Origin of the sequence: Streptomyces sp. NBC_00250 (genome assembly GCF_036192275.1) — a bacterium.
In the GTDB taxonomy this organism is placed as follows: Bacteria; Actinomycetota; Actinomycetes; order Streptomycetales; family Streptomycetaceae; genus Streptomyces.
Map to the genome: position 1 here is coordinate 5,855,152 of NZ_CP108088.1, position 23,807 is coordinate 5,878,958.

A 23,807-nucleotide genomic window follows, 5' to 3' on the forward strand; every position below is an offset into this window, starting at 1 on the left:
CCGGAGCCCGGGCCCGAGGTGGCCGGAGCGGGCCGGAGCACAGGCCTGGGGAGGCCTGATCCGTCCCGGGGCACCTCTGGTCCGTCCCATGGGCACCCCTGATCCGTCCCCGGGCACGCCGACGGGCGCCCGGGGGAGGTGTCCCCGGACGCCCGTCGGTCCTGCGATGCGCCGCTTGTGGCCGCGCGGGTCTTCGGTTACGGCGCGCTGCGCTGGCCCGGGAGCGCCGGCCGCCCGGGGGCGTAGGCGTCGGACTGCGGCTTCCCCGGGTCCAGCGGGGAACCCGGGCGCCGGATGCCGGCCGCGACCTGGGCGGGCACGACCGGGTCGAGCACCGCCGTGACGGCATCGCCCTGCGGCCGCCGGGCGCGGTACGCCGCCCGGTAGGCGGCCGGCGAGGAGCCGAGCTGGCGCCGGAAGTGGCCGCGCAGCGCCACCGGGGACCGGAAGCCGCACCTGCCCGCGACCTCGTCGACCGAGTAGTCGGAGGTTTCGAGCAGCCGCTGCGCCTGGAGCACCCGCTGGGTGATCAGCCACTGGAGGGGGGCCGAACCCGTCAGCGAGCGGAACCGGCGGTCGAAGGTCCGCCGTGACATGTACGCGCGGGCAGCCAGGGTCTCCACGTCGAACTGCTCGTGGAGGTGCTCCAGCGCCCAGGCGACGACCTCGGCCAGCGGGTCGGCGCCGATCTCCTCTGGTAAAGACCTGTCGAGGTAGCGCTCCTGACCGCCGCTGCGCCGCGGCGGGACGACCAGCCGGCGCGCAAGGGCGCCCGCGGCCTCCGTGCCGTGGTCGGTCCGCACGATGTGCAGACACAGATCGATTCCGGCCGCCGTGCCCGCGGAGGTCAGTACGTCCCCGTCGTCGACGAAGAGCTCCCGGGGGTCCACATGGACCGACGGGTAGCGCTTGGCGAGCGTCGGCGCGTACATCCAGTGCGTGGTCGCCGGGCGGCCGTCGAGCAGACCGGCCGCGGCGAGCACGAACGCCCCGGTGCACAGACCGACGATCCGCGCACCCTCCTCGTGGGCGCGGCGCAGCGCTTCGAGCGCCTCCGGCGGTGGCGGCGAGGTGATCGACCGCCAGGCCGGGACGACGACGGTGCCCGCGCGGCCGATGGCCTCCAGGCCGTACGGCGCGGTCAGTTCGAGTCCACCGGTGGTCCGCAGCGGTCCGTCCTCACCGGCGCAGACGAGCAGCCGGTAGCGGGGCACTCCGGCGTCCTGCCGGTCGATGCCGAAAACGGAGAGCGGGATGGAGCTCTCGAAGATGGGGCCGCCACTGAACAGCAGCACCGCGACGACTTCGCGACGGCGGCGCCCGGTCAGCTTCCGTGCGGCCTCCGGTGCGGTGGAGTCCTGGCTCATGACGCTAAGCCCCCCTCGGTGTTCGCGTCTCCCTGGTCGTGTCGCTCCTGCACGTTTCCCCTCGGTTTTGCACGAGACCCCAGTCTTCGGTACCCATGATCGAATCTACTGCGTCCGGTGGCGCCGGCGTGACAAGTTCTCCATCCGATGGATTGTCGACAAGGCCACTTGGCGTGAAGCGATCGATCGCGAAGTCTTCCGTCCGACGGCCCCCGGGGGAAGGGGTGGCGTGGCGAACGCCCCCGTACGCGGGGGGTGCGAGCCCTTGTGGCGGGGCATTTTCGGGTGTCGGCAGCAGGGTTGGGCAACCGTTCCGCCAAGGACTCGCCGACGGATGGAAGTTGGCTGAAAACATATGGGCTCGGGTGTACGAACCTGTCAACTCCAGGAGGGGCGGGCCCGGTCGACGCCCCGATTCGGACCGATTTACCCCCCCTAGCCGCGCCGCCTGCCGCGGACGGGCCGGCCGCGCAGCCCGCGCTCCGAGCGGCGCAGCAGCACCCGGCAGGCCGCCGTCACCGCGACGAGGCCGAGGGCGGCCCCGGCGGCCCCGCCGAGCGAGCTGCCGTAGACGACCAGGACCACCGGGACCAGCACGCAGCAGAAGACCGCCCAGCGGACGACGTCGTCGGCCTGGTCCGCCGCGCCCGCGCCGGCCCCGGCGCGCGGGACCGCCCCCGCCGCTCCCGGACCGTTGCCCGGATCCGGGTCCGCGGGGGCGGCCGGGCCGAGGACGGGTGCCCGGCGGCGGCCGCGGGGCACGGCGAGCACGGCGGTGGGGGCGGTGGAGGTCTGGCCGGCGGCGGTCGATGGTGCGGGCACGGGCGGTCTCCCTGCGACGGTGGGCTGGACCTGTGGCAACGAGAAGCGGAACGCTGCGGTCACTCTCGGCGACGTCCGTTTGGCCCCCGTACGGACGCCTGTAGGGCACAACCGGCATTGCCAGATCCCGAGCCGCTCGGGCATGCTCCCTGGAACGCCACGCGTGAGCGGGGCGCACGCCGGGGAGTGGCACGGCGGGCTCTGGGCAGGAGAGGAGTGTCGCCGTACCCTTGGGGGTATGGGCTTGGGAAGATGATTCCCGGACACAGCTCCGCCGCCACCCGTTGTTCCGTCCCCTCCGTTTCCCGTCCCTTCCCACGAGGACCCTCTTCGCCGAGACACCGATGGCCGGTCACGAATTCCCCGAACCCGCGGACCGCAAGCGCGTCGCCGATTCCACGGTCGACCCCCTCGCGGTCGAACAGCCACGTCACGCCTGCGACCCGGCCTTCCGGCACGGTGTCGTCGTCGGCTTCGACGGATCCACGTCCAGTGAGCGCGCCCTCGCGTACGCCATCGGCATGGCCAGGCGTTCCGGCTCGGGCCTGATCATCGTGCACGTGGCCAACCGGCTGCCCACCACGGTGTGGGCCGGCTGCGAGCCCCCCGTCTTCGTCGACGTGCCCGACCACCGCACCGAGGTCCTCGGTCTGGAGCTGGCCTGCGCCGAGCATCTCTCCGAGGTGCCCTGGATCCTCGTCGAGCGCGGTGGGGACATCTGCCACGAGCTGGAGGAGGTCGGCCGCGAGTACTCGGCCGACGCGATCGTGGTCGGCTCCACGCACGGAATCGTCGGCCGGATCTTCGGCTCGGTGGCCGGCCGGCTCGCGCGCCGCGCCAAGCGGCCCGTGATCGTCATCCCGTAACGCTCCCGGACGCCGTTTTCGGACGCCGCCCCGCGGAAGCCGCCCCATCGGCGCCGCTCCCGGACGCCGCCCCCGTCTCGTACGGCCCGTCAGGTGTTTCTCCCAACTGCCGTCATCCGGCCATAAATTCAGCCTCTCGTAGGTGAATTGTGCGCTTGTGAAGGGTACATAAGGGTCACCGGAACACAGCAGCTCACGCAGGACACCTGCGCATCTGAAGGGAGCCCGCCGTGGACAACGAAGTCGCCGCGGGAAACACCACCTCCACTCTCGGCAACCTCGCACTCGGACTGACCCTGTTGGCCTTCGGCCTGGGCGGTACGGGTGTCATCGACAACGTCGCGGCAGCGGATGCCGCGGGCCTCGCCACCTGGGTCGGCGGGGTGACGCTCTTCCTCGTCGGCCTGCTCGCCCTCCGTGCGGGCGACAAGGGCGAGGGCACGGCGTTCGCGGCGCTCGGCGCCTTCTGGTTCACCTGGGGAACCGCGGCCGGCGGCGGCGCCTCGGCCGACGCCGTGGGCGTCTTCCTGCTCCTGTGGGCGCTCCTGGCGCTCACGCTGACCATGGCCGCCAAGGGTGGCGGCATGTTCGGACAGGGCGTGTACGGGCTGCTGTTCGTCGCGCTCCTGCTGCTCGGCATCGGGGCGCTCGCCGACAACGGCGGGCTCGCGAAGGCGGGCGGCTGGGTGGCGGCGGTCGCCGGCCTGATCGCCTGGTACGGCGCCACGGCGGCGGTCGCGGGCTGGCCGACCGCACTCGGACGGGCGAGCCGCAGCGCGGCGGCGGCGAGCTGACCGTACGAGACGGCGAAAAGGTGAAAAGCGGTCCCCGTGCACCTGGGATGCACGGGGACCGCTTTCGTGTCCGGTCGAACCGTCGGGGGACAGGCCCGGCGGCGCGGCTCGGGGGGACAGGCCCCGAGGTCGCTGCTACTCGACCGTGACGGACTTGGCCAGGTTGCGCGGCTTGTCGATGTCGCGGCCCATGGCGAGCGCCGTGTGGTAGGCGAAGAGCTGGAGCGGGATGCCCATCAGGATCGGGTCCAGCTCGTCCTCGTTCTTCGGCACGACGATGGTGTGGTCGGCCTTCGCCTGCGGCTGGTGCGCGACCGCGAGGATGCGGCCGCTGCGGGCCTTGATCTCCTCCAGGGCGGCGCGGTTCTTCTCCAGCAGGTCGTCGTCGGGGACGATCGCGACCGTCGGCAGGGCCGGCTCGATGAGGGCGAGCGGGCCGTGCTTCAGCTCGGAGGCCGGGTAGGCCTCGGCGTGGATGTAGGAGATCTCCTTGAGCTTCAGGGAGGCCTCCAGGGCGACGGGGTAGCCCCGCACGCGGCCGATGAACATCATCGACTGGGCGCCGGCGTACTCCGCGGCGATCTTCTTGATCTCGTCCTCGGTCTCGAGGATCTCCTGGATCTGCGCGGGCAGCTTGCGCAGGCCCTCGATGATCCGCTTGCCGTCGGTGACGGACAGGTCGCGGATGCGGCCCAGGTGCAGGGCGAGCAGCGCGAAGGCGGTGACCGTGTTGGTGAAGCACTTGGTGGAGACGACGCAGACCTCGGGGCCGGCGTGGACGTACACGCCGCCGTCGGCCTCGCGGGCGATGGCGGAGCCGACCACGTTGACCACGCCGAGGACGCGGGCGCCCTTGCGCTTCAGCTCCTGGACGGCGGCGAGGACGTCGTAGGTCTCGCCGGACTGGGAGACGGCGATGTAGAGGGTGTCGGGGTCCACGACCGGGTTGCGGTAGCGGAACTCCGAGGCCGGCTCGGCGTCGGCGGGGATGCGGGCCATGGACTCGATGAGCCCGGCGCCGATGAGGCCGGCGTGGTACGAGGTGCCGCAGCCGAGGATCTTGATGCGGCGGATGGTGCGGGCCTCGCGCGGGTCCAGGTTCAGGCCGCCCAGGTGCACGGTGGAGAAGCGGTCGTCGATGCGGCCGCGCAGCACGCGGTCGACCGCGTCGGGCTGCTCGGAGATCTCCTTGTGCATGAAGGTGTCGTGGCCACCCATGTCGTACGAGGCGGCCTCCCACTCCACGGTCTCCGGGGTGGCGGTGGTGGTCGCGCCCGAGGTCGTGTACGTGCGGAAGTCGTCGGCCTTCAGGGTGGCCATCTCGCCGTCGTCGAGGGTGACGACCTGGCGGGTGTGGGCGATCAGGGCGGCGACGTCGGAGGCGACGAGCATCTCCTTCTCGCCGATGCCGAGGATGACCGGCGAGCCGTTGCGGGCCACGACGATGCGGTCGTTGAAGTCGGCGTGCATCACGGCGATGCCGTAGGTGCCCTCGATGACCTTGAGCGCCTCGCGGACCTTCTCCTCCAGGCTCTCGGCCTGGGAGCGGGCGATGAGGTGGGTGATGACCTCGGTGTCCGTCTCGGAGGCGAAGACGACGCCGTCGGCCTCCAGCTTGGCGCGGAGCTCCTGGGCGTTGTCGACGATGCCGTTGTGGACGACGGCGACCTTGTTCTCGGGGTCCAGGTGCGGGTGCGAGTTGACGTCGCTCGGCGCGCCGTGGGTGGCCCAGCGGGTGTGGGCGATGCCGGTGGTGCCGGTGAAGCGCTTGGGGACACGGGCTTCGAGGTCACGGACGCGACCCTTGGCCTTCACCATCTTCAGGCCGGAGGCCTTCGGGCTGGTGACGACCATGCCGGCCGAGTCGTATCCCCGGTACTCCAGACGCGCCAGGCCCTCAAGGAGCAGGGGGGCGACGTCGCGCTTTCCGATGTAACCGACAATTCCGCACATAAAGGTGAAACCCCTCCAGGTCAGTGGATGTTCTCGGCCGTCCGGGTGGTCCGGCGTGCCCTCGGCCGTGTCAGCCGTAGACGATGCGGCGCAGCTGCCGGAGCGAGAGCTCCGGTGGCGCCACGGCCCGGTGTGGCAGTTCGGCCGCGATCCGTTCGAAGATCTCGGTGTTCACGGCCCCGCCGGACTGCAGTTCGCGATGGCGGCGGCGGACGAACTCCTCGGTCGTCTCGTCGAAGTACGCCAGCACGTCGAGCACCACCCGGGCGGCCTCACCGCGCTGGAGCGCGGTGCTGCGGACCAGGTGGTCGATGAGGTCGTCGTGCGACGGGCGGCGTTCGAGCACCCGTGAATACTGAGGTGTTCCGCGTCCTTTCGCAAGAATCCTGCCCGATATCGGGCAAGCATGCCATGATCCACCCGGATTCGGCGGCGATTGGTCCAGACCTTGACCGATGGGGGCCCCGACGGTACGCATGGTGACGGTTCGGATATACAACTCGACAGACGCGTCCAACGCCCGAAGGGGAGCATGCCTGTGAGCCAGCGCCGAAGGATCCCGCGCCTGATCGGATCCCTGCTCCTGGTCGCCGCCGCCGGGGTCGGCTGCGGCGAGGCCGCCGCCGACAGCACGACCGACGACAAGAGCGGCGACGGCAGGACCGCCGCCGCCGAGCCCGAGGTCCGCCCGCTCGGCCGCATCGTGCCCGTACCCGCCTCCGTCACCCCCGAGGGCGAGCCCTACACCCTCACCCCCACCACCCGCATCGGCGTGGACAGCACCCGCCCCGAGACCCGGGAGCTCGGCCGCTACCTCGCCGGACTGCTCCGCCCCGCCACCGGCTTCCCGCTGCCCGTCGTCGACGACCCCGCCGCCGGCGGCGGCATCCGGCTCCGGCTCAGCCCCGACGACACCGCGCTCGGCGACGAGGGCTACCGGCTCAGCTCGACCCCCGACGGCCTCACCCTCACAGCCCGCGAACCCGCCGGCCTCTTCCGCGGCGTCCAGACCCTGCGCCAGCAGCTGCCCTCCGCCGTCGAGCGCAAGAGCGTCCAGACCGGCCCCTGGAAGATCGCGGGCGGCACGATCACCGACACCCCGCGATACGGCTACCGGGGCGCCATGCTCGACGTCTCCCGCCACTTCTTCACCGTCGACGAGGTGAAGCGGTACATCGACCAGCTCGCGCTCTACAAGGTCAACACCCTCCACCTGCACCTCTCCGACGACCAGGGCTGGCGCATCGCCGTCGACTCCTGGCCCCGGCTCACCACCCACGGCGGCTCCACGGAGGTCGGCGGCGGCCCCGGCGGCTACTACACCAAGGAGCAGTACAAGGAGATCGTCCGGTACGCCGCCTCCCGCTACCAGGAGGTCATCCCCGAGATCGACCTCCCCGGCCACACCAACGCCGCCCTCGCCTCCTACGCCGAACTCAACTGCGACGGCGTCGCCCCGGAGCTCTACACCGGCACCAAGGTCGGCTTCAGCTCCCTCTGCGTCCCGAAGCCCGTCACGTACGACTTCGTCGACGACGTGATCCGCGAGATCGCCGCGCTCACCCCCGGCCGGTTCATCCACATCGGCGGCGACGAGGCGCACTCCACCAGCCACGCGGACTACGTGACCTTCATGGACAAGGTGCAGCCGGTCGTCGCCAAGTACGGCAAGAAGGTCGTCGGCTGGCACCAGCTGACCGGCACGACCCCGGCGGAAGGCGCCCTCGTCCAGTACTGGGGCCTCGACCGCACCCCCATGGAGGAGAAGGAGCGGGTCGCGGCCGCCGCGCGGGGCGGCGCCGGGCTGATCCTCTCGCCCGCCGACCGCACGTACCTCGACATGAAGTACACCAAGGACACCGAGCTCGGCCTCGCCTGGGCGGGCTACGTGGAGGTCCGGAAGTCGTACGACTGGAACCCGGCCACCTATCTGCCGGGCGCGCCGGAGAGCGCCGTCCGCGGCATCGAGGCGCCCCTGTGGACGGAGACCCTGGCCACCACGGACGACCTGGACGTCATGGCCTTCCCGAGGCTGCCGGGCGTGGCGGAGCTGGGCTGGTCGTCGGCGGAGAGCCACGACTGGGAGACGTACAAGGTGCGGCTCGCGGAGCAGGCCCCGCGGTTCGACGCGCTGGGCATCGACTACTACCGCTCGCCGGAGGTGCCCTGGCCGGCGGAGTAGCCCGTCCGTACGCGCGGAACGCCCGGCCGGGTTTCCTGGCCGGGCGTTCCGTGTGTGGTGCGACGATCAGGGGGCGCCGAACTCGTCGTCCTCGGGTGCGCGCCGTGCGCGTATCCGGCGCGACGGTTCGACGACTGCATGCGCAGGGGGGACGGTCTCCGCGGCCCGCTGCATGGACGGCGGCTGCAACCTGGCGGTTCGTCACTGCGCCGAGGGGCTCGCCTCCGGAGCCGCCGAGCAGCCCAACTCCTTCTTGGCGAAGACCAGATACTTCTTCGTCAGTTCGGTGAGGAGGCGTCGTGCCTTCGGGACGTCGTCTCGAATGGTGGCGGAGAGGTGGAGCTCGATCTTGTCCCGGGAGTCGGGCTTCTCGCAGAAGAAGTACGTCACCGTCCCCGAGTTCCAGATCAGGCCCTGTTCACCCACGTCGAGCGGGGCGCCTCCGGCCTTCTCCCAGGTGCTCCAGTCCAGGTCGAAGGCCCCGGGCTCCCGGTCCGCGGTGGCCATGAAGTGGTTGTTGCCGTCGAGGTAGACGACACAGGTCGCCGATTTCCTGATTCCGTACAGCACGAAGGGCGTCCGTGCATCAGAACTGACCCTCTCCCCGTCGGGCAGGAAAGGATCCACCTCCGAACCCGCGAACGCGCCCCAGCACAACCGTGCCGGGACCTCCGCCCTCCGCTTCTCCGGAGGCGAGGAACAGCCGCTCAGCAAGGCCACACCGACAAGGGCGGCCGTGCCCGCAGCGACCACCCGCATACGCTGCCCGCTCACCTAGTGTCCCCTTTCCGTGGCCACCAGGTCCCGCCCGATGGAATGAGCCGCTGCCGTCTTCGTCGACGCCACGCCTTGGAGGTCCTTGATGTCCGTGGCAGTCAGATCCGTATCACGCGCAGCGGCCGCCACCGCGGCCGAGGCGGACGCCTTCGCCGCCTTCTCGGCGTCGGCGTAACCATCGGACGACTCCCGGCGGGACTCATCCGCCTTGTCCTGTTTACCGGTCTCCAGCACCGACTCCGTCACGTCCTCCTGGATCCAGCCCACCACGTCGCCCGCCAGCGGAAGCATCTCCAGGTACTTGGCTCCGGCCGCGGAGATCACGCGGTTGACCCACTTGGCCTCCTCCGCCGCGGCCTTGTTGAACTCCTCGTCCTCGTGGAGCTGGTTCTCGTGGACGGCCTGGGCCCGTGCCTCCGACATGATGCCCGCGATCTCGCCGCCCGGGTGCACGGCGTTGCCGATGGCCGCGTCGAGTTCGCTGTGTTCGGCACGGTGCGTCAGGACGTCGTGGACCAACGCCGTCGTGTACGCCTGCTGCGCGCTGGTGATCGCGCCGTAGGCGCTCGGGTCCTGGCCCACCGCGCCGAGGAAGCGGGCCATCTGGGACTTGTCGAGTTCGGCCGCCGCGCCGAACGGCTTGATCATGTCGGCCCCGTTCTCCGCCGACGCCTGGAAGTCCGGCATGTACTCGGCCGCCATCCGGCCGAAGTGGCCGGACAGCTCCCGCAGCGGAGCGGGGTCGTCGCCGGGCTTCTCCACGACCAGCTCCGGGTTCTCACCGATCTTGGCCACGACGCGCTCCAGGACGTCGGCCATCGCCTGGGTGTGCTTCACCGGCGTCTCGTCCAGGTCGCCCGGGGGACGGTGGGTGACGGCGGTCTCCAGGGCGTCGCCCACCGCGGCCTGCGCCCCGTCGCCCCCTCCCAGGGACTGCGCGTCGTACCAGTCGACGGCCGGCCGCTGGTCGAGCATGTAGTCGACCATGCCCCGTGGCTTGCCGTGCACGCCGTCGACGGCGTTGTCGGCCTTCGTGACGATGCCGTCCCCGTTGCTGTCCTGACGCACGGGCTCGTTGAAGAAGGCCGTGGCCGCCTCCGGGTTGTTGCTCAGAGCCTCCATCAGACCGGTGAGCGGGTAGAAGCCCTTGCCGCCCTCCTCACCGAGGTTGAGCCTCTGCTCCATGTTGTGCGGCAGACCCCATTCCCAGGCCTTGGGGTCCTTACGGTCCATCGCGACCATGTCCCGGCCGACGCCGGTCAGGAACTCCGTGTCGTAGGTGCCCTCGCGCAGCAGCGCACCCAGCGCCTGGTAGCCGTACACGCGCGAGTTGACTCCGGAGATGCCGGTGATGTCCATCTCCTTGCGGCCCGCCCGCATCAGGTCGGCGGTCCATGCCGCGTCGAGGTGCCCGGGAGTGCTCTTCTGGGTGGCCAGGCCGAGGATGTTCCCCATGTCGCCCTGGATGCCGGCGACGAGCGCGGCCCGGTCCTGTCCCGCGGGGCCGAGTCCGGTCGAGTCGAGGGACAGCCTCGCGTACGACTGCAGAGTGCCCTCCGGGCCGATTCCCCGGTAGAACGACACCGCGAACTCGGGATCGTTGCGGTTGTCGTCGAGCACTTCCTCCAGCTCGCGCAGGGCTTCCACATTGCGCGCGGTCCCGCCGTCGCCGGTGACCTGCTTCATCAGGGTGGCGGCCCGGTCGGCCTGCTCCTGGTCGAGCGTCCGGTACTTCGGGGCACGGAAGTCGTGCTCGTCGGGGCTGTTGGCCCGCAGAGCCCGCGCGAGTGAGTCGTCGGCGTCCGCCGCGTCCTCCACGAGTCTGTCGACGCGTTGCTGCATGGCCACGATCTTGGCCTTCTCGCGCTGAACGGCACCCTCGTAGTCGGGGTCGTTGTGCCACTCGCGGTAGTGGTTCGCCAGCGGGTCGGCTGCACTGACCTTGCCCTCGCTGTCGACCCGCAGTCCGGCAGCGGGAGCTTCCTCCTCGACGATCCGCCTGAGCGCGTCGCGCACCGCTTTGATGGTGGTGTGCCCGTCGGCGAGGATCTGGTGCATGCCCTTCGCCGCTGCGGCGGCGTCCGCGAACTCCTTCGCGGTCTTGTCGACGAAGGGCTTGGTGACCTCGGCGTTGACACCGCGCCAGTCCGCCTTGTGCGCCTTGGTCCGCATGCCCGTACTCGCGTCCTCGGCCAGCTTGTCCAGCTTGCCCGTCATCTCCGACCAGGCGTCCGCGGCGCTCTTCAGCTTCTCCAGGGGGGCGTGGTAGACATCGTCGAATCGCGGTTCCGTCATGGTTCGGCTGCCTCTAGGAGAAGTGTCGGCTGATGGTGGCCACGGAGAGCGATGCGGCGATGTCCTGCTCTTCCTTGGCGTGGGAGGCGGCCGAGTAGTCCAGGTGGTTGGAGATCTGCGCGCAGGCGTCGAGAAGGGTGCGGAGCTGGGTGTTCCAGCGGTCGTGAACGGTGAGCAGCGCCGAGCCGCTGCCGAAGTTTCCGTTCGTCAGCGCGATCGCCGCGTCGAAGGTCCCCGGCCGTGCGTGGTCCCCGTCCTTCGCGAGCCGTTCACGAAGGACGTAGGCGTCGCCGCCGATGGCGCCGAGTTCATCCGAAGACACGCTCAGATCGGCGTTGCCGGCACCACCCGGGCCTCCGGCCGACGGGGCCGCCTGATTGAGTCGCATCCGGGCGTTGTCCGTCGCGGCGGCCTTGTCGACCGCCCACTCCTCGTCGAACGACATGCCGCGCCTCATCCCCTCGGTCCCCGTCAGGTGCTGCCGGGGAGCGATGCTAATCGGACGAACGCTCGGGGCCGCCCGCGGTAGGGCGGTTTCCGGCCGCACGGCCCCGGGGTCGTGCGGGGAGTCGCCGTCGTGCGGCCGAGTTCCTTGGCGCCGCTGCCCAGCGTGGCGTCTTTCGCCTCTCGGAGCGTGGCCCGGATGTGTCCCCCGCTACGGCTTCGGCCGGGGAACACATCCGTTGCTGCCGAGGCCGCAGGGTGGTCCGGTACATGTCGGGCAGATCGAGACGTCCGTCGTTACGCGAACCGCGCGATCGGGTTCACCAGGTCGCCGACCAGCTGGAGGGCCGCCGACGGGTCCGACAGGTCGACCATCTGCTTGTTGTTGCGGAGCTGGAGGCGGTTGAGGGCCGAGAGGGCGAAGGTCTCCGCGAACATGTCGTACTGGGCGAAGCGGTCCGCCAGTTCCGGCTTCGACTGCTCGTAGCCGCGCACGCACTCCGCGACCGTCCGCCAGAAGGTGTCCTCGTCGAGGACGCCCTCCGTGGCGAGCGTCGCCGCCAGGAAGCGGAAGAAGCAGTCGAAGACGTCCGTGAAGACCGAGAGGAGCTTCATGTCCTCCGGGATGTCCGCACGGACCCGTTCCACCGCCGGAGGCAGGACGGCCGCCGGATCCATGACGACGATCTCCTCGGCGATGTCCTTGAAGATCGCCCGCGACACCGTGCCGCGCTCGTCGAGGACCAGGATCACGTTCTCGCCGTGCGGCATGAACGCCAGGTCGTACGCGTAGAAGCTGTGCAGGACCGGGAGGAGGTACGCGTCCAGGTAGCTGCGCAGCCAGACCGAGGCCTCCAGGCCCGACTCCTTGATCAGCGCGCCCGCGAACGACGCGCCCGCGTGGTCCACGTGGAGGAGGGAGGCCATCGTCGCGAGCCGCTCGCCCTCGGCGAGGGTCGGCACCGGCGACTCCCGCCAGAGCGCCGCCAGCATCTTGCGGTACGGCGAGTAGCGGTCCGTCGCCGCCTCGTACTCCAGGTGCCGGTAGCCGACGGCCGCCCGCTCGCGGATGATCGAGAAGCGGGCCGACCGGAAGGTCGCGTCCGACTCGATCAGGGTGTGCAGCCAGTCGTTGATCGCCGGGGTGGCCTCCATGTAGGCGGCCGAGAGGCCCCGCATGAAGCCCATGTTGAGGACCGAGAGCGCCGTCTTCACGTAGTGCTTGGCCGGGTCCGTCGTGTTGAAGAACGTACGGATCGACTGCTGCGCCAGATACGTGTCGTCGCCCGCGCCCAGGTACACCAGGCGCTGCTGCGCGACCTCGGCGGCGAAGGTGACGGACAGCTTGTTCCACCACTGCCAGGGGTGGGCCGGCATGAGGAGGTAGTCGGCCAGGTCCAGGCCGCGCGCCTTCAGCGTCTCGGCGAACCCGTCCACCGTCGCGTCGCCCAGCTCCGCGCGGACGAACGTCTCGTAGTCGATGCCCGCGCCGGCCGTGAAGGTGGTGCGGTCGCGCCGCGCCGCCAGCCAGATCAGGTGGATCTCGCTCGCGGCCTCGGGGGCGTACGCGCGGAACTCGTCGACGCCGAAGCCGAGCCGGCCGTTGTTGGCGACGAAGCAGGGGTGGCCCTCGGTCATCCCGGTCTCGATCGCCTGGAAGCCGCCGTGGGTCAGCTCGGAGGAGGTGACCGGCTCCTTCGTCGCCTTGAACGCCGTACCGGCGAGCGTGGAGGAGATCTCCTCCAGGTAGACCGGCAGGACCTCGTCGCTCAGGCCGAGGGCGCCGCGCAGCTCGGTGATGAACTGGAGCGCGTCCAGCGGGAGCTGCTCGTCGCCGCGGTGGCGGCTGATCGAGTCGGGGTAGACCTGCCAGTGGTCGAGGGCGTACCGGTCCGCGGTGAAGCGGTACTCGGTGGCGCCGTCGTCCGACAGGACCGCGTAGCGGCTCTCGCCGAGCTCGCGCGGGTCGAGGAGCCGCTCGTGGGTGAACTCCGCGAGGCCCTTGCGGATCAGCGCGCGGTTGGCGTCCGCCCAGAGCTCGGGGGTGAGGTGGGCGACGGGGTTCGTCACATCGGCGGTGCTCATACGGCGGCTCCCACGGCGGCCTCGAACTGCTCCCGGGTGCAGAAGCTCAGCAGGGCCTTCTTCTCCGGCTTCTGGATCTCCCGCTCGGGCACGAAGCCGACGGCCTCGTTGAGCGCGTGGACGGCCTTGTTGGACACGTCCGGCTCGACGACCACGCGGGCGGTCGCCGGGTCGGCGAACAGCTCCGCCATCACGGCGGTGATGACCTTGCGGGTGAAGCCGTGCACGGGGGTGTCGGTCGGGGCGACGAGGAAGTGCATGCCGACGTCGCCGGGCTGCGGGTCGTAGAGCCCGACCAGCTCCAGGTGGGCGGGGTCGTAGCGCTCCATGAGGATCGCGGGCGTCCCGTCGACCAGGCCGATGAACGCCTCGTGGTGCGGGTGCGCGGCGAAGGCCGTGTACTCGCGCACGACGTCCTCGACGCTCGCGTCCTGCATCATCCAGAAGGCGGCCTTGGGGTGGGTGACCCAGGCGTGGAGCAGCTCCGCGTCCTTGAGGGGATCGAGCGGGCGGAAGCGGACGGTCATGCGGCGAACTCCTGGAAGGCGATGGTCTTCTCGACGGGGTAGTACTCGTAGCCCAGCATCGCCCCGATGATGTACGCGTTGCGGTACGCCCCCATGCCGAGGTCGGGCGAGGTGATCGAGTGGGTGTGCACGGAGGCGTTCTGCACGAAGACCCCGCGGCCGGTCGTGTCGATCGCGTAGTTGCGGGCCACGTCGAAGCGGCCCTGGCCGTCCCAGTTGAGGCGGTCGCGGACCGGCTCCAGGAAGGCGGGGACGGTGTACTTGTACCCGGTGGCGAGGATCAGGCCCTCGGTGTCCAGGGTGAAGTCCTTCTCCTGCTCCTCCTGGCGGAAGCCGAGGGTGTACGTGCCGCTGGTGTCGTCGTACGCGGCGGCGTGCAGCGCGGAGTTGGTGAGGAGCCTGGTGGGCACGGGGCCGTCGAGGTTCTTCTGGTAGAGCAGGTCGAAGATGGCGTCGATCAGCTCGCCGTCGATGCCCTTGAAGAGGCCCTTCTGCTGGGTCTCCAGGCGGTAGCGGGTCTGCTCGGGCAGCGCGTGGAAGTAGTCCACGTACTCCGGGGAGGTCATCTCCAGGGTGAGCTTGGTGTACTCCAGCGGGAAGAACCGCGGGGAGCGGGTCACCCAGTTCAGCTTGTACCCGTGGACGTCGATCTCGCTGAGCAGGTCGTAGTAGATCTCGGCGGCGCTCTGGCCGCTGCCGACCAGGGTGATCGACTTCTTCTTCTGCAGCTCCTCCTTGTTCGGGAGGTAGCGCGAGTTGTGGATCAGGTCGCCGCCCAGGCCCCGGCAGGTCTCGGGGACGTACGCCGGGGTGCCGGTGCCGAGGACCAGACGGCGCGAGCGGAACGTTTCTCCGGCCTCGGTGGTCACCACGTACACCTCGGTGGCCTCGTCGAACGTCACGTTCGCCACGGTCGTCGAGAAGCGGATCGAGGAGAGGCGCCCGGCGGCCCAGCGGCAGTAGTCGTTGTACTCGGTCCGCAGCGGGTAGAAGTTCTCGCGGATGTAGAACGAGTACAGTCGGCCCTTGTCCTTCAGGTAGCTGAGGAAGGAGTACGGCGAGGTCGGGTCGGCCATCGTGACCAGGTCCGACATGAACGGGGTCTGGAGGTGGGCGCCTTCGAGGAACATCCCCGAGTGCCACTCGAAGTCGGGCTTCGACTCCAGGAAGAGGCCGTTCAGCTCGTCGATCGGCTCGGTCAGGCAGGCGAGTCCGAGGTTGAACGGACCGAGCCCGATGCCGATGAAGTCGTGGATCTCGGTCGTCTCAGGCGTGGACAAGGGTCTCTCCCAGGTACTGCTCGGCGTAGCCGGCGATCAGATCGAGGACGGCGGCGATGTCGGCCGCGGTGGTCTCGGGGTTGAGCAGGGTGAACTTGAGGTACTGGCGGCCGTCGACCTTGGTGCCGGCGACGACGGCCTCGCCGGAGGCGAACAGGGCCTTGCGGGCGTGCAGGTTGGCCCGGTCGACGTCCTCGGGGGACGCGACGTTCTCCGGGATGTAGCGGTAGACGAGGGTGGAGATCTGCGGCTCGACCACGACGTCGTAGCGCGGGTCGGCGGCGAGCAGCGCGAAGCCCTCGGCGGCCAGGTCGCAGACCTCGTCGAAGAGCTGCCCGACACCGTCGGCGCCCATCACGCGCAGGGTCATCCACAGCTTGAGCGCGTCGAAGCGGCGGGTGGTCTGGAGGGACTTGTCGACCTGGTTGGGGATCTGCTCGGCGACCGTCCTGGCCGGGTTGAGGTAGTCGGCGTGGTAGGTCGCGTGCCGCAGGGCGGCTCCGTCGCGGACCAGGATCGCGGAGGAACTCACCGGCTGGAAGAAGGACTTGTGGAAGTCGACGGTGACCGAGTCGGCCCGCTCGATGCCCTCCAGGAGGTGGCGGCGGGTCGGGGAGGCGAGCAGTCCGCAGCCGTAGGCGGCGTCCACGTGCATCCAGGCGCCGTACTCGTCGGCCAGGGCGGCGATCTCGGGTAGCGGGTCGATGGAGCCGAAGTCGGTGGTGCCGGCGGTGGCGACGATCGCCATCGGGACGAGGCCCTCGGCGCGGCAGGCCTCCAGCTCGGCGGCGAGGACGACGGACTGCATCCGCTTGTCGCGGCCGACCGGGATGGAGATGACGGCGTCCATGCCGAGACCGAGGAGTTTCGCCGACTTCTGGACGCTGAAGTGGCTGCACTCGGAGGAGAAGATCCGGAGCTTCGACAGGTCGGCTGGTCCTTCCCACCCGCCCCGCCCGGCTGTCGCCTCCTCGCGGGCGAGGAGCAGGGCCTGGAGGTTGGACTGCGAACCGCCGCTGGTGAACACGCCGTCGGCGGCGGGGCCGAAGCCGATGCGGCCGTTGGTCCAGTCGATGAGCTTGCGCTCGATGAGGGTGGCGCCCGCGCTCTGGTCCCAGGTGTCGAGCGAGGAGTTGACCGCCGAGAGGACGGCCTCGCCGAGGACGGCCGGGATGACCACCGGGCAGTTGAGGTGGCCCAGGTAGCGGGGGTGGTGGAAGTAGACCGCGTCGCGGAGGTAGACGCTCTCCAGCTCGTCCAGGGCGGCGGAGGAGTCACCGAGCGGCTTGTCGAGGTCGACGGCGTCGATGACGGGCGCGAGCTCGGCGGGGGTCACTCCGGTGAACGGACCTCGCGTCGTGGCGAGTTTGTCCGCCACCCGCTCGACTCCTTCGGTGACGGAGCGCCGGTAGCTCTCCGCCGTGGCGTCGTTGAGCAGGTGCGAGCGCATGTGGGGGGCCTCCCGGTACGGGGCTCGGTCGCGCCCTCCGGACAGGGGAAAGGGGCGAGGGGCGACGCGGTGAAAACAAGGTTAGCCTAACCTAACTTTTCACCGCAACGGCCCCTCGCCCCTCAGGAGTCACGGCAGTTGGTGCGCGTATCGCCCGTAGTGTCCGGAACGGCGGCGTGTGACTCCGGCTACGCGTCTTCCTGGGTCTCGTCCGGAACCTCGCGCAGTGCGTCCTCGGACAGGCCCTTGCGCCAGTAGCCGACGAACGTCACCCGGCGGCGGTCGAGTTCACGGTCCCGCACGAAATGCCGGCGCAGCGCCTTCACCGCACCGGACTCGCCCGCGATCCAGACGTACGGGGCCTCCCCGGGCAGCTCGACCCCGCGCACCGCGTCCACGGCGGACGGCGCCCCCTCCTCGCGTACGAGCCAGGTGACGGTCGCGTCCGCCTGAGTCGCCAGTTCCGTACGGTCGCCGGAGTACGGCACTTCGAGGAACACCTGGGCGCGGGTCTCGGCCGGCAGCCACTCCAGGATCGCCGAGGCGGCCGGAAGGGCCGTCTCGTCCGCCCAGATCAGGACGGAGTCGGCGTCCTCGGGCAACCGGAAGCGGACACCGGTGTTCTCGGCGATCGCCGGGCCGAGGACGACCACCCGGTCGCCGGGGGTGGCCCGCGAGGCCCAGCGGCAGGCGGGGCCGCCGTCCTCGTGGATCGCGAAGTCGATGTCGACGGCGTTCTCGGCGTGCTCGGGCTCGGTGCGCTGCTCGCGGACGGTGTACGAACGCATCACGGCCCGCTCGTCGTCGGGCATCGCGCGCCAGGCGCCGAGGATCGCGTACATGTCCGGGTCGTCGAGCGGCGGCAGGGCGGGTGCGTCCTGGCCGGGGTGCGGCAGGAAGAGGGAGAGCGACTGGTCGCGGCCGCCGGCGGCGAAGTTCTTGAGCTCGTCCCCGGTGAAGGTGACGCGGACCAGGGACGGGCCGAGCCGCCGGGTCCGGTCCACCTGGAGGTGGAAGAACTGGAAGGGGGCGGTCTCGGAGTTCGTCATGAAAGGTAGGTTAGCCTAACCTCATAAACCCCTGTAAAGGGGGAGGGCCCGCCACCCCCTCGGGGTGACGGGCCCTCCTCGCCGGGTCGGCCGGGTCAGGCCTGCAGGCCCAACTCCCGCGCGATCAGCATCCGCTGGACCTCGCTCGTGCCCTCGCCGATCTCCAGGATCTTCGAGTCGCGCCACATGCGGGCCACCGGGTACTCGTTCATGAAGCCGTAGCCGCCGTGGATCTGGGTCGCCTCGCGGGCGTTGTCCACGGCCACCGTGGAGGAGTACAGCTTCGCGATCGCCGCCTCCTTCTTGAACGTCTCGCCGTGGACCAGTCGCGAGGCCGCGTCCCGCCAGCCGATCCGGGCCATGTGCGCCCGCATCTCCATGTCGGCGATCTTGAACTGGATGGCCTGGTTGTCGCCGATCGGTCGGCCGAAGGCGTGACGCTCCTTCGCGTACTTCACCGACTCGTCGACACAGCCCTGCGCGAGACCCGTCGCGAGCGCCGCGATCGCGACCCGGCCCTCGTCCAGGATCCGCAGGAACTGCGCGTACCCGCGGCCCTCCTCGCCCAGCAGGTTCTCCACCGGGACGCGGACGTCGTCGAAGGACAGCTCACGGGTGTCCGAGGCGTTCCAGCCGACCTTCGAGTAGGGAGCGGCGACGGTGAAACCGGGCGTGCCGGAGGGGACGATGATCGAGGAGATCAGCGGACGGCCGTCCGGCTTGCGGCCGGTGACCGCCGTGACCGTCACCAGACCCGTGATGTCCGTACCGGAGTTGGTGATGAAGCACTTCGAACCGTTGATGACCCAGTGGTCGCCGTCGCGCACGGCCGTCGTACGGGTCCCGCCCGCGTCCGAGCCGGCACCCGGCTCGGTCAGGCCGAAGGCGCCGAGCAGCTCGCCGGCGCAGAGCCGCGGCAGCCACTCGCGCTTCTGCTCGTCCGTACCGAAGAGGTACACGGGCATCGCGCCGAGCGAGACGCCCGCCTCCAGGGTGATCGCGACGGAGGAGTCGACCCGGGCCAGCTCCTCCAGGGCGATGCCGAGCGCCAGGTAGTCACCGCCCATGCCGCCGTACTCCTCGGGGAACGGCAGCCCGAACAGGCCCATACGGCCCATCTCACGGACGATCTCGTACGGGAACTCGTGCCGCTCGTAGTAGTCGCCGATCTTCGGCGCGACCACGTCGTGCGCGAACGCCTCGACGGTACGGCGGAGTTCCTCGTGCTCTGCGGAGAGCCGGTGGTCGAGGGACATGGGAATCGTCACTCCTTGTGGGAGAGGGCACGGACGGTACGGGAAGGGCTGGGCCTACCCAGCTGGTCTGCCATCCACGCGCTCGTGGCGGTGAGGCTGGCCAGATCGACCCCGGTCTCGATGCCGAGACCGTCGAGCATCCACACGAGATCCTCGGTGGCGAGATTGCCGGTCGCGCTCTTCGCGTACGGGCAGCCACCGAGGCCGCCGGCGGAGGCGTCGACGGTGGTGACTCCGTGGCGGAGGGCGGCGAGGGTGTTGGAGAGGGCCTGGCCGTAGGTGTCGTGGAAATGCACGGCGAGACGGGAGGTGGGGACGCCGGCGCCGTTGAGCGCCTGGAGCAGGTTCGTCACGTGCCCGGGGGTGGCGACGCCGATGGTGTCCCCGAGGCTCAGCTCGTCGCAGCCCATCTCGGCCAGGGCCTTGGTGACACGGACGACCTGCTCGACGGGAACGGCGCCCTCCCAGGGGTCGCCGAAGCACATCGACAGATAGCCGCGGACCTTCAGCCCCGCCTCTATGGCGCGGGTGACCGTCGGCGCGAAGAGGGCGAGGGCCTCGTCGACCGTCCGGTTGAGATTGGCCTTCGCGAAGGACTCGGTGGCCGACGCGAAGACGGCGATCTCGCGGACGCCGAGAGCGAGGGCGCGGTCGAGACCGCGCTCGTTCGGCACCAGCACCGGGAGGCGGACGGGGAGGTCACGGACGAGCGGGAACAGCTCCTCCGCGTCCGCCAGCTGCGGCACCCACTTCGGGTGCACGAAGCTGGTCGCCTCGACGGTGGAGAGCCCGGCGGCGGCGAGCCGCCGGATGAACTCCGCCTTGACGTCGGTCGGGACGGCGCCCTTCTCGTTCTGCAGCCCGTCGCGCGCACCGACCTCGTGGATCCGCACCCGCGTGGGCAGCGCGGGATCGGGCACGACCATGGGCAGTCCTGCGGCGGTCACGCGTCCTCCTCCTCGCGGGGCGTCACCACGGCCAGGATCTGGTCCATGGCGACGGTCGTACCGGGCGTGACGTCCAACTCGGTGACGGTGCCGGCGTGCGGGGCGGAGATGACGTGCTCCATCTTCATCGCCTCGACGACCAGCAGACTCTGCCCGGCCTCGACCTCGTCCCCGACGGCCACCTTGACGACGGTGACGGTCCCGGGCATGGGCGCGGCGAGCGTGTCCGCGCCACCGTGCCGGGCTCCGGAGAGCGCGGCGGCGACGGGGTCGTGATCCATGACGTGCCAGGAATCGCCGTCACGGCCGAGCCAGAGCCCGTCCGAGGAGGGGGCGACGGTGAAGCGGTGCGTGACGCCGTCGAGGTGGAAGGCGATCTCCTCCACCCCACCCCGCCCCGAGACCCTGCCGGGCGCCGGAGAGCCGCCGAGGAGCGCGGCGGAGGTCGCCACGGCCGCGTCGACCTCGGGCGCGCCCAGCAGCAGCTCGACGCTCGGCGCCTTGCCGCGTACGCGGATCGTCACCGGCTCGTGGCCCGGGACGCGGAAGTGGAGCGGCGTCCAGGCCGGTCGGCCGCCCAGGCGCCAGCCGCTTCCGGCGTCGAAGGGGTCCGTCCAGCCCGCGGCGACAGGCGCCGGCGGGAGGTGACGTACCAGCGCCGCCGCCGCGTACACCTCCTCCGGGACTCCCTCCGGGACCAGGCCTTCCGCGTCGCGCTCCACCAGGCCCGTGTCCAGGGCTCCCGACACCACGTCCTCGTGTGCCAACAGCCGCCGCAGGAATCCCGCGTTGGTCGGGACGCCCAGGGTGACCGTGTCCGCCAGGGCCGCGCGGAGGCGGCGGAGGGCGGTCCGGCGGTCCGGGGCGTGGACGATGACCTTGGACAGCATCGGGTCGTAGAGGGACGAGACCTCCGTGCCCTGCGACAGGCCCGAGTCCGTGCGGACTCCTTCGCCCGAGGGCTCGTTCAGGGCCAGGACCGTGCCGCCCGAGGGCAGGAAGCCCCGCGACGGGTCCTCCGCGCAGATGCGCGCCTCGATCGCCCAGCCGGTGAGGGTGATGTCCTCCTGCGCGAAGGGGAGCGGTTCGCCCGCCGCCACCCTCAGCTGCCACTCCACCAGGTCCACGCCCGTGATGAGCTCGGTCACCGGGTGCTCGACCTGGAGACGGGTGTTCATCTCCATGAAGTAGTACGAGGACGGGTCGCCGCCGGGGACGATGAACTCGACCGTGCCCGCGCCCACGTACCCGCAGGAACGGGCCGCCTCGACCGCCGCCGCGCCCATCGACGCCCGGAGCTCCGGGGTGAGGAGGACGCTCGGCGCCTCCTCGATGATCTTCTGGTGGCGGCGCTGGAGCGAGCACTCGCGCTCGCCCAGGTGGATCACGTTGCCGTGGGCGTCCGCCAGGACCTGGATCTCGATGTGCCGCGGGCGGTCGATCCACCGCTCCACGAGCAGCGTGTCGTCGCCGAAGGAGGAACGGGCCTCACGGCGGGCGGACGCGATCTCGTCGGTCAGCGTCGACAGGTCGCGCACCAGGCGCATGCCCTTGCCGCCGCCGCCGGCGCTCGGCTTGAGCAGCACCGGGGCGCCCAGCTCGCGTGCCGCCGCCTCCAGTTCGGGGTCGGCCGCGCCGGGGACGACGGGGACACCCGCCGCCTTCACGGTCTCCTTCGCCCGGATCTTGTCGCCCATCAGGGAGATCGCGGAGGCCGGCGGGCCGATGAAGGTCAGGCCCGCGTCCGCGCACGCCTGCGCGAACCCCGCGTTCTCCGCGAGGAACCCGTAGCCGGGGTGGACCGCCTGCGCGCCCGTCCGGCGGGCCGCGTCGAGGAGCGCCTCGACCGAGAGGTACGACTCCGAGGCCGGCGGCGGGCCGATCCGTACGGCCGTGTCCGCCTCCCGTACGTGCCGGGCGTCGGCGTCCGCGTCGCTGTACACCGCCACCGAACGGACACCGAGCGCCCGCAGCGTGCGGATGACCCGGACCGCGATCTCGCCGCGATTCGCGACGAGCACTGTGTCGAACATGGACTCCCTCACACCCTCACATCCGGAAGACGCCGAACTGGGGGTCTCCCAGGGGCGCGTTGGCACAGGCGGTCAGGGCGAGTCCGAGGACCTGGCGGGTCTCCATCGGGTCGATGACCCCGTCGTCCCAGAGGCGGGCGGTCGCGTAGTAGGCGTTGCCCTGGCTGTCGTACTGCTCGCGGATCGGAGCCTTGAAGGCCTCTTCCTCGTCCGCGCTCCACCCGTCGCCGAGCTGGTCCCGCTTGACGGTCGCGAGGACGGACGCGGCCTGCTCGCCGCCCATGACCGAGATCTTGGCGTTGGGCCACATCCACAGGAAGCGCGGCGAGTACGCCCGGCCGCACATCGAGTAGTTGCCCGCGCCGTACGAACCGCCGACGACGACCGTCAGCTTCGGGACCCGGGTGGTGGCCACGGCCGTGACCATCTTGGCGCCGTGCTTGGCGATGCCGCCGTGCTCGTACGCCTTGCCGACCATGAAGCCGGTGATGTTCTGCAGGAAGACCAGCGGAATGCCGCGCTGGTCGCACAGTTCGATGAAGTGCGCGCCCTTCTGGGCGGACTCGGCGAACAGGATGCCGTTGTTGGCGACGATGCCGACCGGGTGGCCGTGGATCCGGGCGAAGCCGGTGATCAGCGTCTGCCCGTACTCGGACTTGAACTCCTGGAAGCGGGAGCCGTCCACCACCCGGGCGATGACCTCGCGCACGTCGTACGGGGTACGGGAGTCCACCGGCACCGCGCCGTACAGCCCGGCCGGGTCCACCTTCGGCTCCTCGACCGGCTCGACCGACCAGGGCAGCGGGCCGCGGTCGGGGAGCGTGGCGACGATGTTCCGGACGATGCGCAGGGCGTGCGCGTCGTCCTCGGCGAGGTGGTCGGTGACGCCGGAGATCCGGGAGTGGACCTCGCCGCCGCCCAGCTCCTCCGCCGTGACGACCTCACCGGTCGCCGCCTTCACCAGCGGCGGACCGCCGAGGAAGATCGTGCCCTGGTTCCGGACGATCACGGCCTCGTCGCTCATCGCCGGGACGTACGCGCCGCCGGCCGTGCACGAGCCGAGGACCGCCGCGATCTGCGGGATGCCCGCGCCGGACATCCGCGCCTGGTTGTAGAAGATCCGGCCGAAGTGCTCCCGGTCGGGGAAGACCTCGTCCTGCATCGGCAGGAACGCGCCGCCCGAGTCGACCAGGTAGAGGCAGGGGAGACGGTTCTCCAGCGCCACCTCCTGGGCCCGGAGGTGCTTCTTCACCGTCATCGGGTAGTACGTGCCGCCCTTGACCGTCGCGTCGTTGGCGACGATCACGCACTCGCGGCCCGACACCCGCCCGATGCCCGCGATGACTCCGGCCGCCGGGGCCGCGTCGCCGTACATCCCGTTCGCGGCCAGCGGGGCCAGCTCCAGGAACGGTGAGCCGGGGTCGAGGAGGGCGTCCACCCGGTCCCTCGGCAGCAGCTTCCCGCGCGCGGTGTGCCGGGCCCGGGACTTCTCACCGCCGCCCAGCGCCGCCGCCGCGAGCTTGGCGCGCAGGACGGCCGCCAGCTCGTGGTGCGCCGCCTCGTTCGCCTGCCAGGCCGGCGAGGCGGGATCCGCCGCACTCGCCAGCACAGGTGCCTGCTGCATCCCTCGAGCTCCCTTGCTCGGTTAATGAGCGTTAACGTATGCCGTTCAGGTTAACG

General features: G+C 70.8%; 19 protein-coding genes. 3 read left to right on the plus strand and 16 right to left on the minus strand.

Going from position 1 to position 23,807, the window contains the following annotated elements; translation table 11 throughout:
- Positions 1 to 197 precede the first annotated feature (197 nt).
- Entirely contained in the window at positions 198 to 1,367 is a 1,170-nt protein-coding gene (locus OG259_RS26565) for a helix-turn-helix domain-containing protein (RefSeq protein WP_266892148.1), read from the minus strand.
- 435 nt (positions 1,368 to 1,802) lie between these two features.
- Positions 1,803 to 2,189: a hypothetical protein gene (locus OG259_RS26570; protein WP_328947339.1), complete on the minus strand. Its 387-nt coding sequence runs from the start codon at positions 2,187 to 2,189 to the stop codon at positions 1,803 to 1,805.
- Positions 2,190 to 2,533: 344 nt separating this feature from the next.
- Between OG259_RS26570 and OG259_RS26575 the strand changes: the two genes are divergently transcribed.
- Both OG259_RS26575 and OG259_RS26580 read left to right on the plus strand, forming a co-directional pair.
- A complete protein-coding gene (locus OG259_RS26575; protein ID WP_030213404.1) occupies positions 2,534 to 3,055 on the plus strand; it encodes a universal stress protein in 522 nt (173 codons plus the stop codon).
- A gap of 230 nt (positions 3,056 to 3,285) precedes the next feature.
- On the plus strand, positions 3,286 to 3,849 hold the full coding sequence (locus OG259_RS26580) for a GPR1/FUN34/YaaH family transporter (protein WP_266892144.1): 564 nt from the start codon (positions 3,286 to 3,288) through the stop codon (positions 3,847 to 3,849).
- 135 nt (positions 3,850 to 3,984) lie between these two features.
- Here the strand turns inward: OG259_RS26580 and glmS are convergent, their stop codons facing one another.
- The gene (gene glmS / locus OG259_RS26585) at positions 3,985 to 5,802 is read right to left on the minus strand and encodes a glutamine--fructose-6-phosphate transaminase (isomerizing) (RefSeq protein WP_328944538.1); all 1,818 of its coding nucleotides are present in this window, start codon (positions 5,800 to 5,802) and stop codon (positions 3,985 to 3,987) included.
- A gap of 70 nt (positions 5,803 to 5,872) precedes the next feature.
- The gene (locus OG259_RS26590) at positions 5,873 to 6,148 is read right to left on the minus strand and encodes a hypothetical protein (protein ID WP_266892140.1); all 276 of its coding nucleotides are present in this window, start codon (positions 6,146 to 6,148) and stop codon (positions 5,873 to 5,875) included.
- Positions 6,149 to 6,334: 186 nt separating this feature from the next.
- On the opposite strand from OG259_RS26590, the gene OG259_RS26595 reads away from it, so the two are divergent.
- Complete coding sequence (locus OG259_RS26595; RefSeq protein ID WP_443052018.1) at positions 6,335 to 7,984, plus strand: beta-N-acetylhexosaminidase; 1,650 nt, start codon at positions 6,335 to 6,337, stop codon at positions 7,982 to 7,984.
- Positions 7,985 to 8,185: 201 nt separating this feature from the next.
- Here OG259_RS26595 and OG259_RS26600 read toward each other — a convergent pair whose 3' ends face one another.
- From OG259_RS26600 to OG259_RS26655, 12 genes are all read right to left on the minus strand, one after another.
- Positions 8,186 to 8,554, minus strand: coding sequence for a hypothetical protein (locus OG259_RS26600; protein WP_328944540.1), 369 nt, complete (start codon positions 8,552 to 8,554; stop codon positions 8,186 to 8,188).
- A 204-nt stretch (positions 8,555 to 8,758) separates the two neighbouring features.
- Positions 8,759 to 11,056, minus strand: coding sequence for a hypothetical protein (locus OG259_RS26605; RefSeq protein WP_328944541.1), 2,298 nt, complete (start codon positions 11,054 to 11,056; stop codon positions 8,759 to 8,761).
- 13 nt (positions 11,057 to 11,069) lie between these two features.
- A complete protein-coding gene (locus tag OG259_RS26610; RefSeq protein ID WP_328944542.1) occupies positions 11,070 to 11,501 on the minus strand; it encodes a hypothetical protein in 432 nt (143 codons plus the stop codon).
- A gap of 296 nt (positions 11,502 to 11,797) precedes the next feature.
- Positions 11,798 to 13,585 (minus strand): IucA/IucC family protein, encoded by a 1,788-nt coding sequence (locus tag OG259_RS26615; RefSeq protein WP_328944543.1) that lies wholly within the window; start codon positions 13,583 to 13,585, stop codon positions 11,798 to 11,800.
- A complete protein-coding gene (locus OG259_RS26620; RefSeq protein WP_328944544.1) occupies positions 13,582 to 14,112 on the minus strand; it encodes a GNAT family N-acetyltransferase in 531 nt (176 codons plus the stop codon). The genes OG259_RS26615 and OG259_RS26620 overlap by 4 nt, the downstream gene beginning before the upstream one ends.
- Positions 14,109 to 15,392: a lysine N(6)-hydroxylase/L-ornithine N(5)-oxygenase family protein gene (locus OG259_RS26625; protein ID WP_328944545.1), complete on the minus strand. Its 1,284-nt coding sequence runs from the start codon at positions 15,390 to 15,392 to the stop codon at positions 14,109 to 14,111. The genes OG259_RS26620 and OG259_RS26625 overlap by 4 nt, the downstream gene beginning before the upstream one ends.
- On the minus strand, positions 15,379 to 16,842 hold the full coding sequence (locus OG259_RS26630) for a pyridoxal phosphate-dependent decarboxylase family protein (protein ID WP_328944546.1): 1,464 nt from the start codon (positions 16,840 to 16,842) through the stop codon (positions 15,379 to 15,381). Before OG259_RS26630 ends, OG259_RS26625 begins: the two co-directional genes overlap by 14 nt.
- 188 nt (positions 16,843 to 17,030) lie before the next feature.
- Entirely contained in the window at positions 17,031 to 17,891 is an 861-nt protein-coding gene (locus OG259_RS26635; protein WP_328944547.1) for a siderophore-interacting protein, read from the minus strand.
- Positions 17,892 to 17,986: 95 nt separating this feature from the next.
- Entirely contained in the window at positions 17,987 to 19,147 is a 1,161-nt protein-coding gene (locus tag OG259_RS26640; protein WP_266892127.1) for an acyl-CoA dehydrogenase family protein, read from the minus strand.
- An 8-nt stretch (positions 19,148 to 19,155) separates the two neighbouring features.
- Positions 19,156 to 20,073 carry a hydroxymethylglutaryl-CoA lyase gene (locus tag OG259_RS26645; RefSeq protein WP_328947183.1) on the minus strand — a complete coding sequence of 306 codons (918 nt, stop codon included), beginning with the start codon at positions 20,071 to 20,073 and terminating at the stop codon, positions 19,156 to 19,158.
- 17 nt (positions 20,074 to 20,090) lie between these two features.
- Positions 20,091 to 22,127 carry an acetyl/propionyl/methylcrotonyl-CoA carboxylase subunit alpha gene (locus OG259_RS26650; RefSeq protein ID WP_328944548.1) on the minus strand — a complete coding sequence of 679 codons (2,037 nt, stop codon included), beginning with the start codon at positions 22,125 to 22,127 and terminating at the stop codon, positions 20,091 to 20,093.
- Between the two features lie 16 nt (positions 22,128 to 22,143).
- Positions 22,144 to 23,751: a carboxyl transferase domain-containing protein gene (locus OG259_RS26655; protein ID WP_266892123.1), complete on the minus strand. Its 1,608-nt coding sequence runs from the start codon at positions 23,749 to 23,751 to the stop codon at positions 22,144 to 22,146.
- Positions 23,752 to 23,807 lie beyond the last annotated feature (56 nt).

Coding starts and splice junctions, on each gene's coding strand:
- OG259_RS26645 (WP_328947183.1), bottom strand. CDS start 20,073: ATGGTCGTGCCCGATCCCGCGCTGCCCACGCGGGTGCGGATCCACGAG.
- OG259_RS26630 (WP_328944546.1), bottom strand. CDS start 16,842: ATGCGCTCGCACCTGCTCAACGACGCCACGGCGGAGAGCTACCGGCGC.
- OG259_RS26655 (WP_266892123.1), bottom strand. CDS start 23,751: ATGCAGCAGGCACCTGTGCTGGCGAGTGCGGCGGATCCCGCCTCGCCG.
- OG259_RS26575 (WP_030213404.1), top strand. CDS start 2,534: ATGGCCGGTCACGAATTCCCCGAACCCGCGGACCGCAAGCGCGTCGCC.
- OG259_RS26650 (WP_328944548.1), bottom strand. CDS start 22,127: ATGTTCGACACAGTGCTCGTCGCGAATCGCGGCGAGATCGCGGTCCGG.
- OG259_RS26610 (WP_328944542.1), bottom strand. CDS start 11,501: ATGTCGTTCGACGAGGAGTGGGCGGTCGACAAGGCCGCCGCGACGGAC.
- OG259_RS26595 (WP_443052018.1), top strand. CDS start 6,335: ATGCCTGTGAGCCAGCGCCGAAGGATCCCGCGCCTGATCGGATCCCTG.
- OG259_RS26565 (WP_266892148.1), bottom strand. CDS start 1,367: ATGAGCCAGGACTCCACCGCACCGGAGGCCGCACGGAAGCTGACCGGG.
- OG259_RS26620 (WP_328944544.1), bottom strand. CDS start 14,112: ATGACCGTCCGCTTCCGCCCGCTCGATCCCCTCAAGGACGCGGAGCTG.
- OG259_RS26615 (WP_328944543.1), bottom strand. CDS start 13,585: ATGAGCACCGCCGATGTGACGAACCCCGTCGCCCACCTCACCCCCGAG.
- OG259_RS26635 (WP_328944547.1), bottom strand. CDS start 17,891: ATGACGAACTCCGAGACCGCCCCCTTCCAGTTCTTCCACCTCCAGGTG.
- OG259_RS26605 (WP_328944541.1), bottom strand. CDS start 11,056: ATGACGGAACCGCGATTCGACGATGTCTACCACGCCCCCCTGGAGAAG.
- OG259_RS26640 (WP_266892127.1), bottom strand. CDS start 19,147: ATGTCCCTCGACCACCGGCTCTCCGCAGAGCACGAGGAACTCCGCCGT.
- glmS (WP_328944538.1), bottom strand. CDS start 5,802: ATGTGCGGAATTGTCGGTTACATCGGAAAGCGCGACGTCGCCCCCCTG.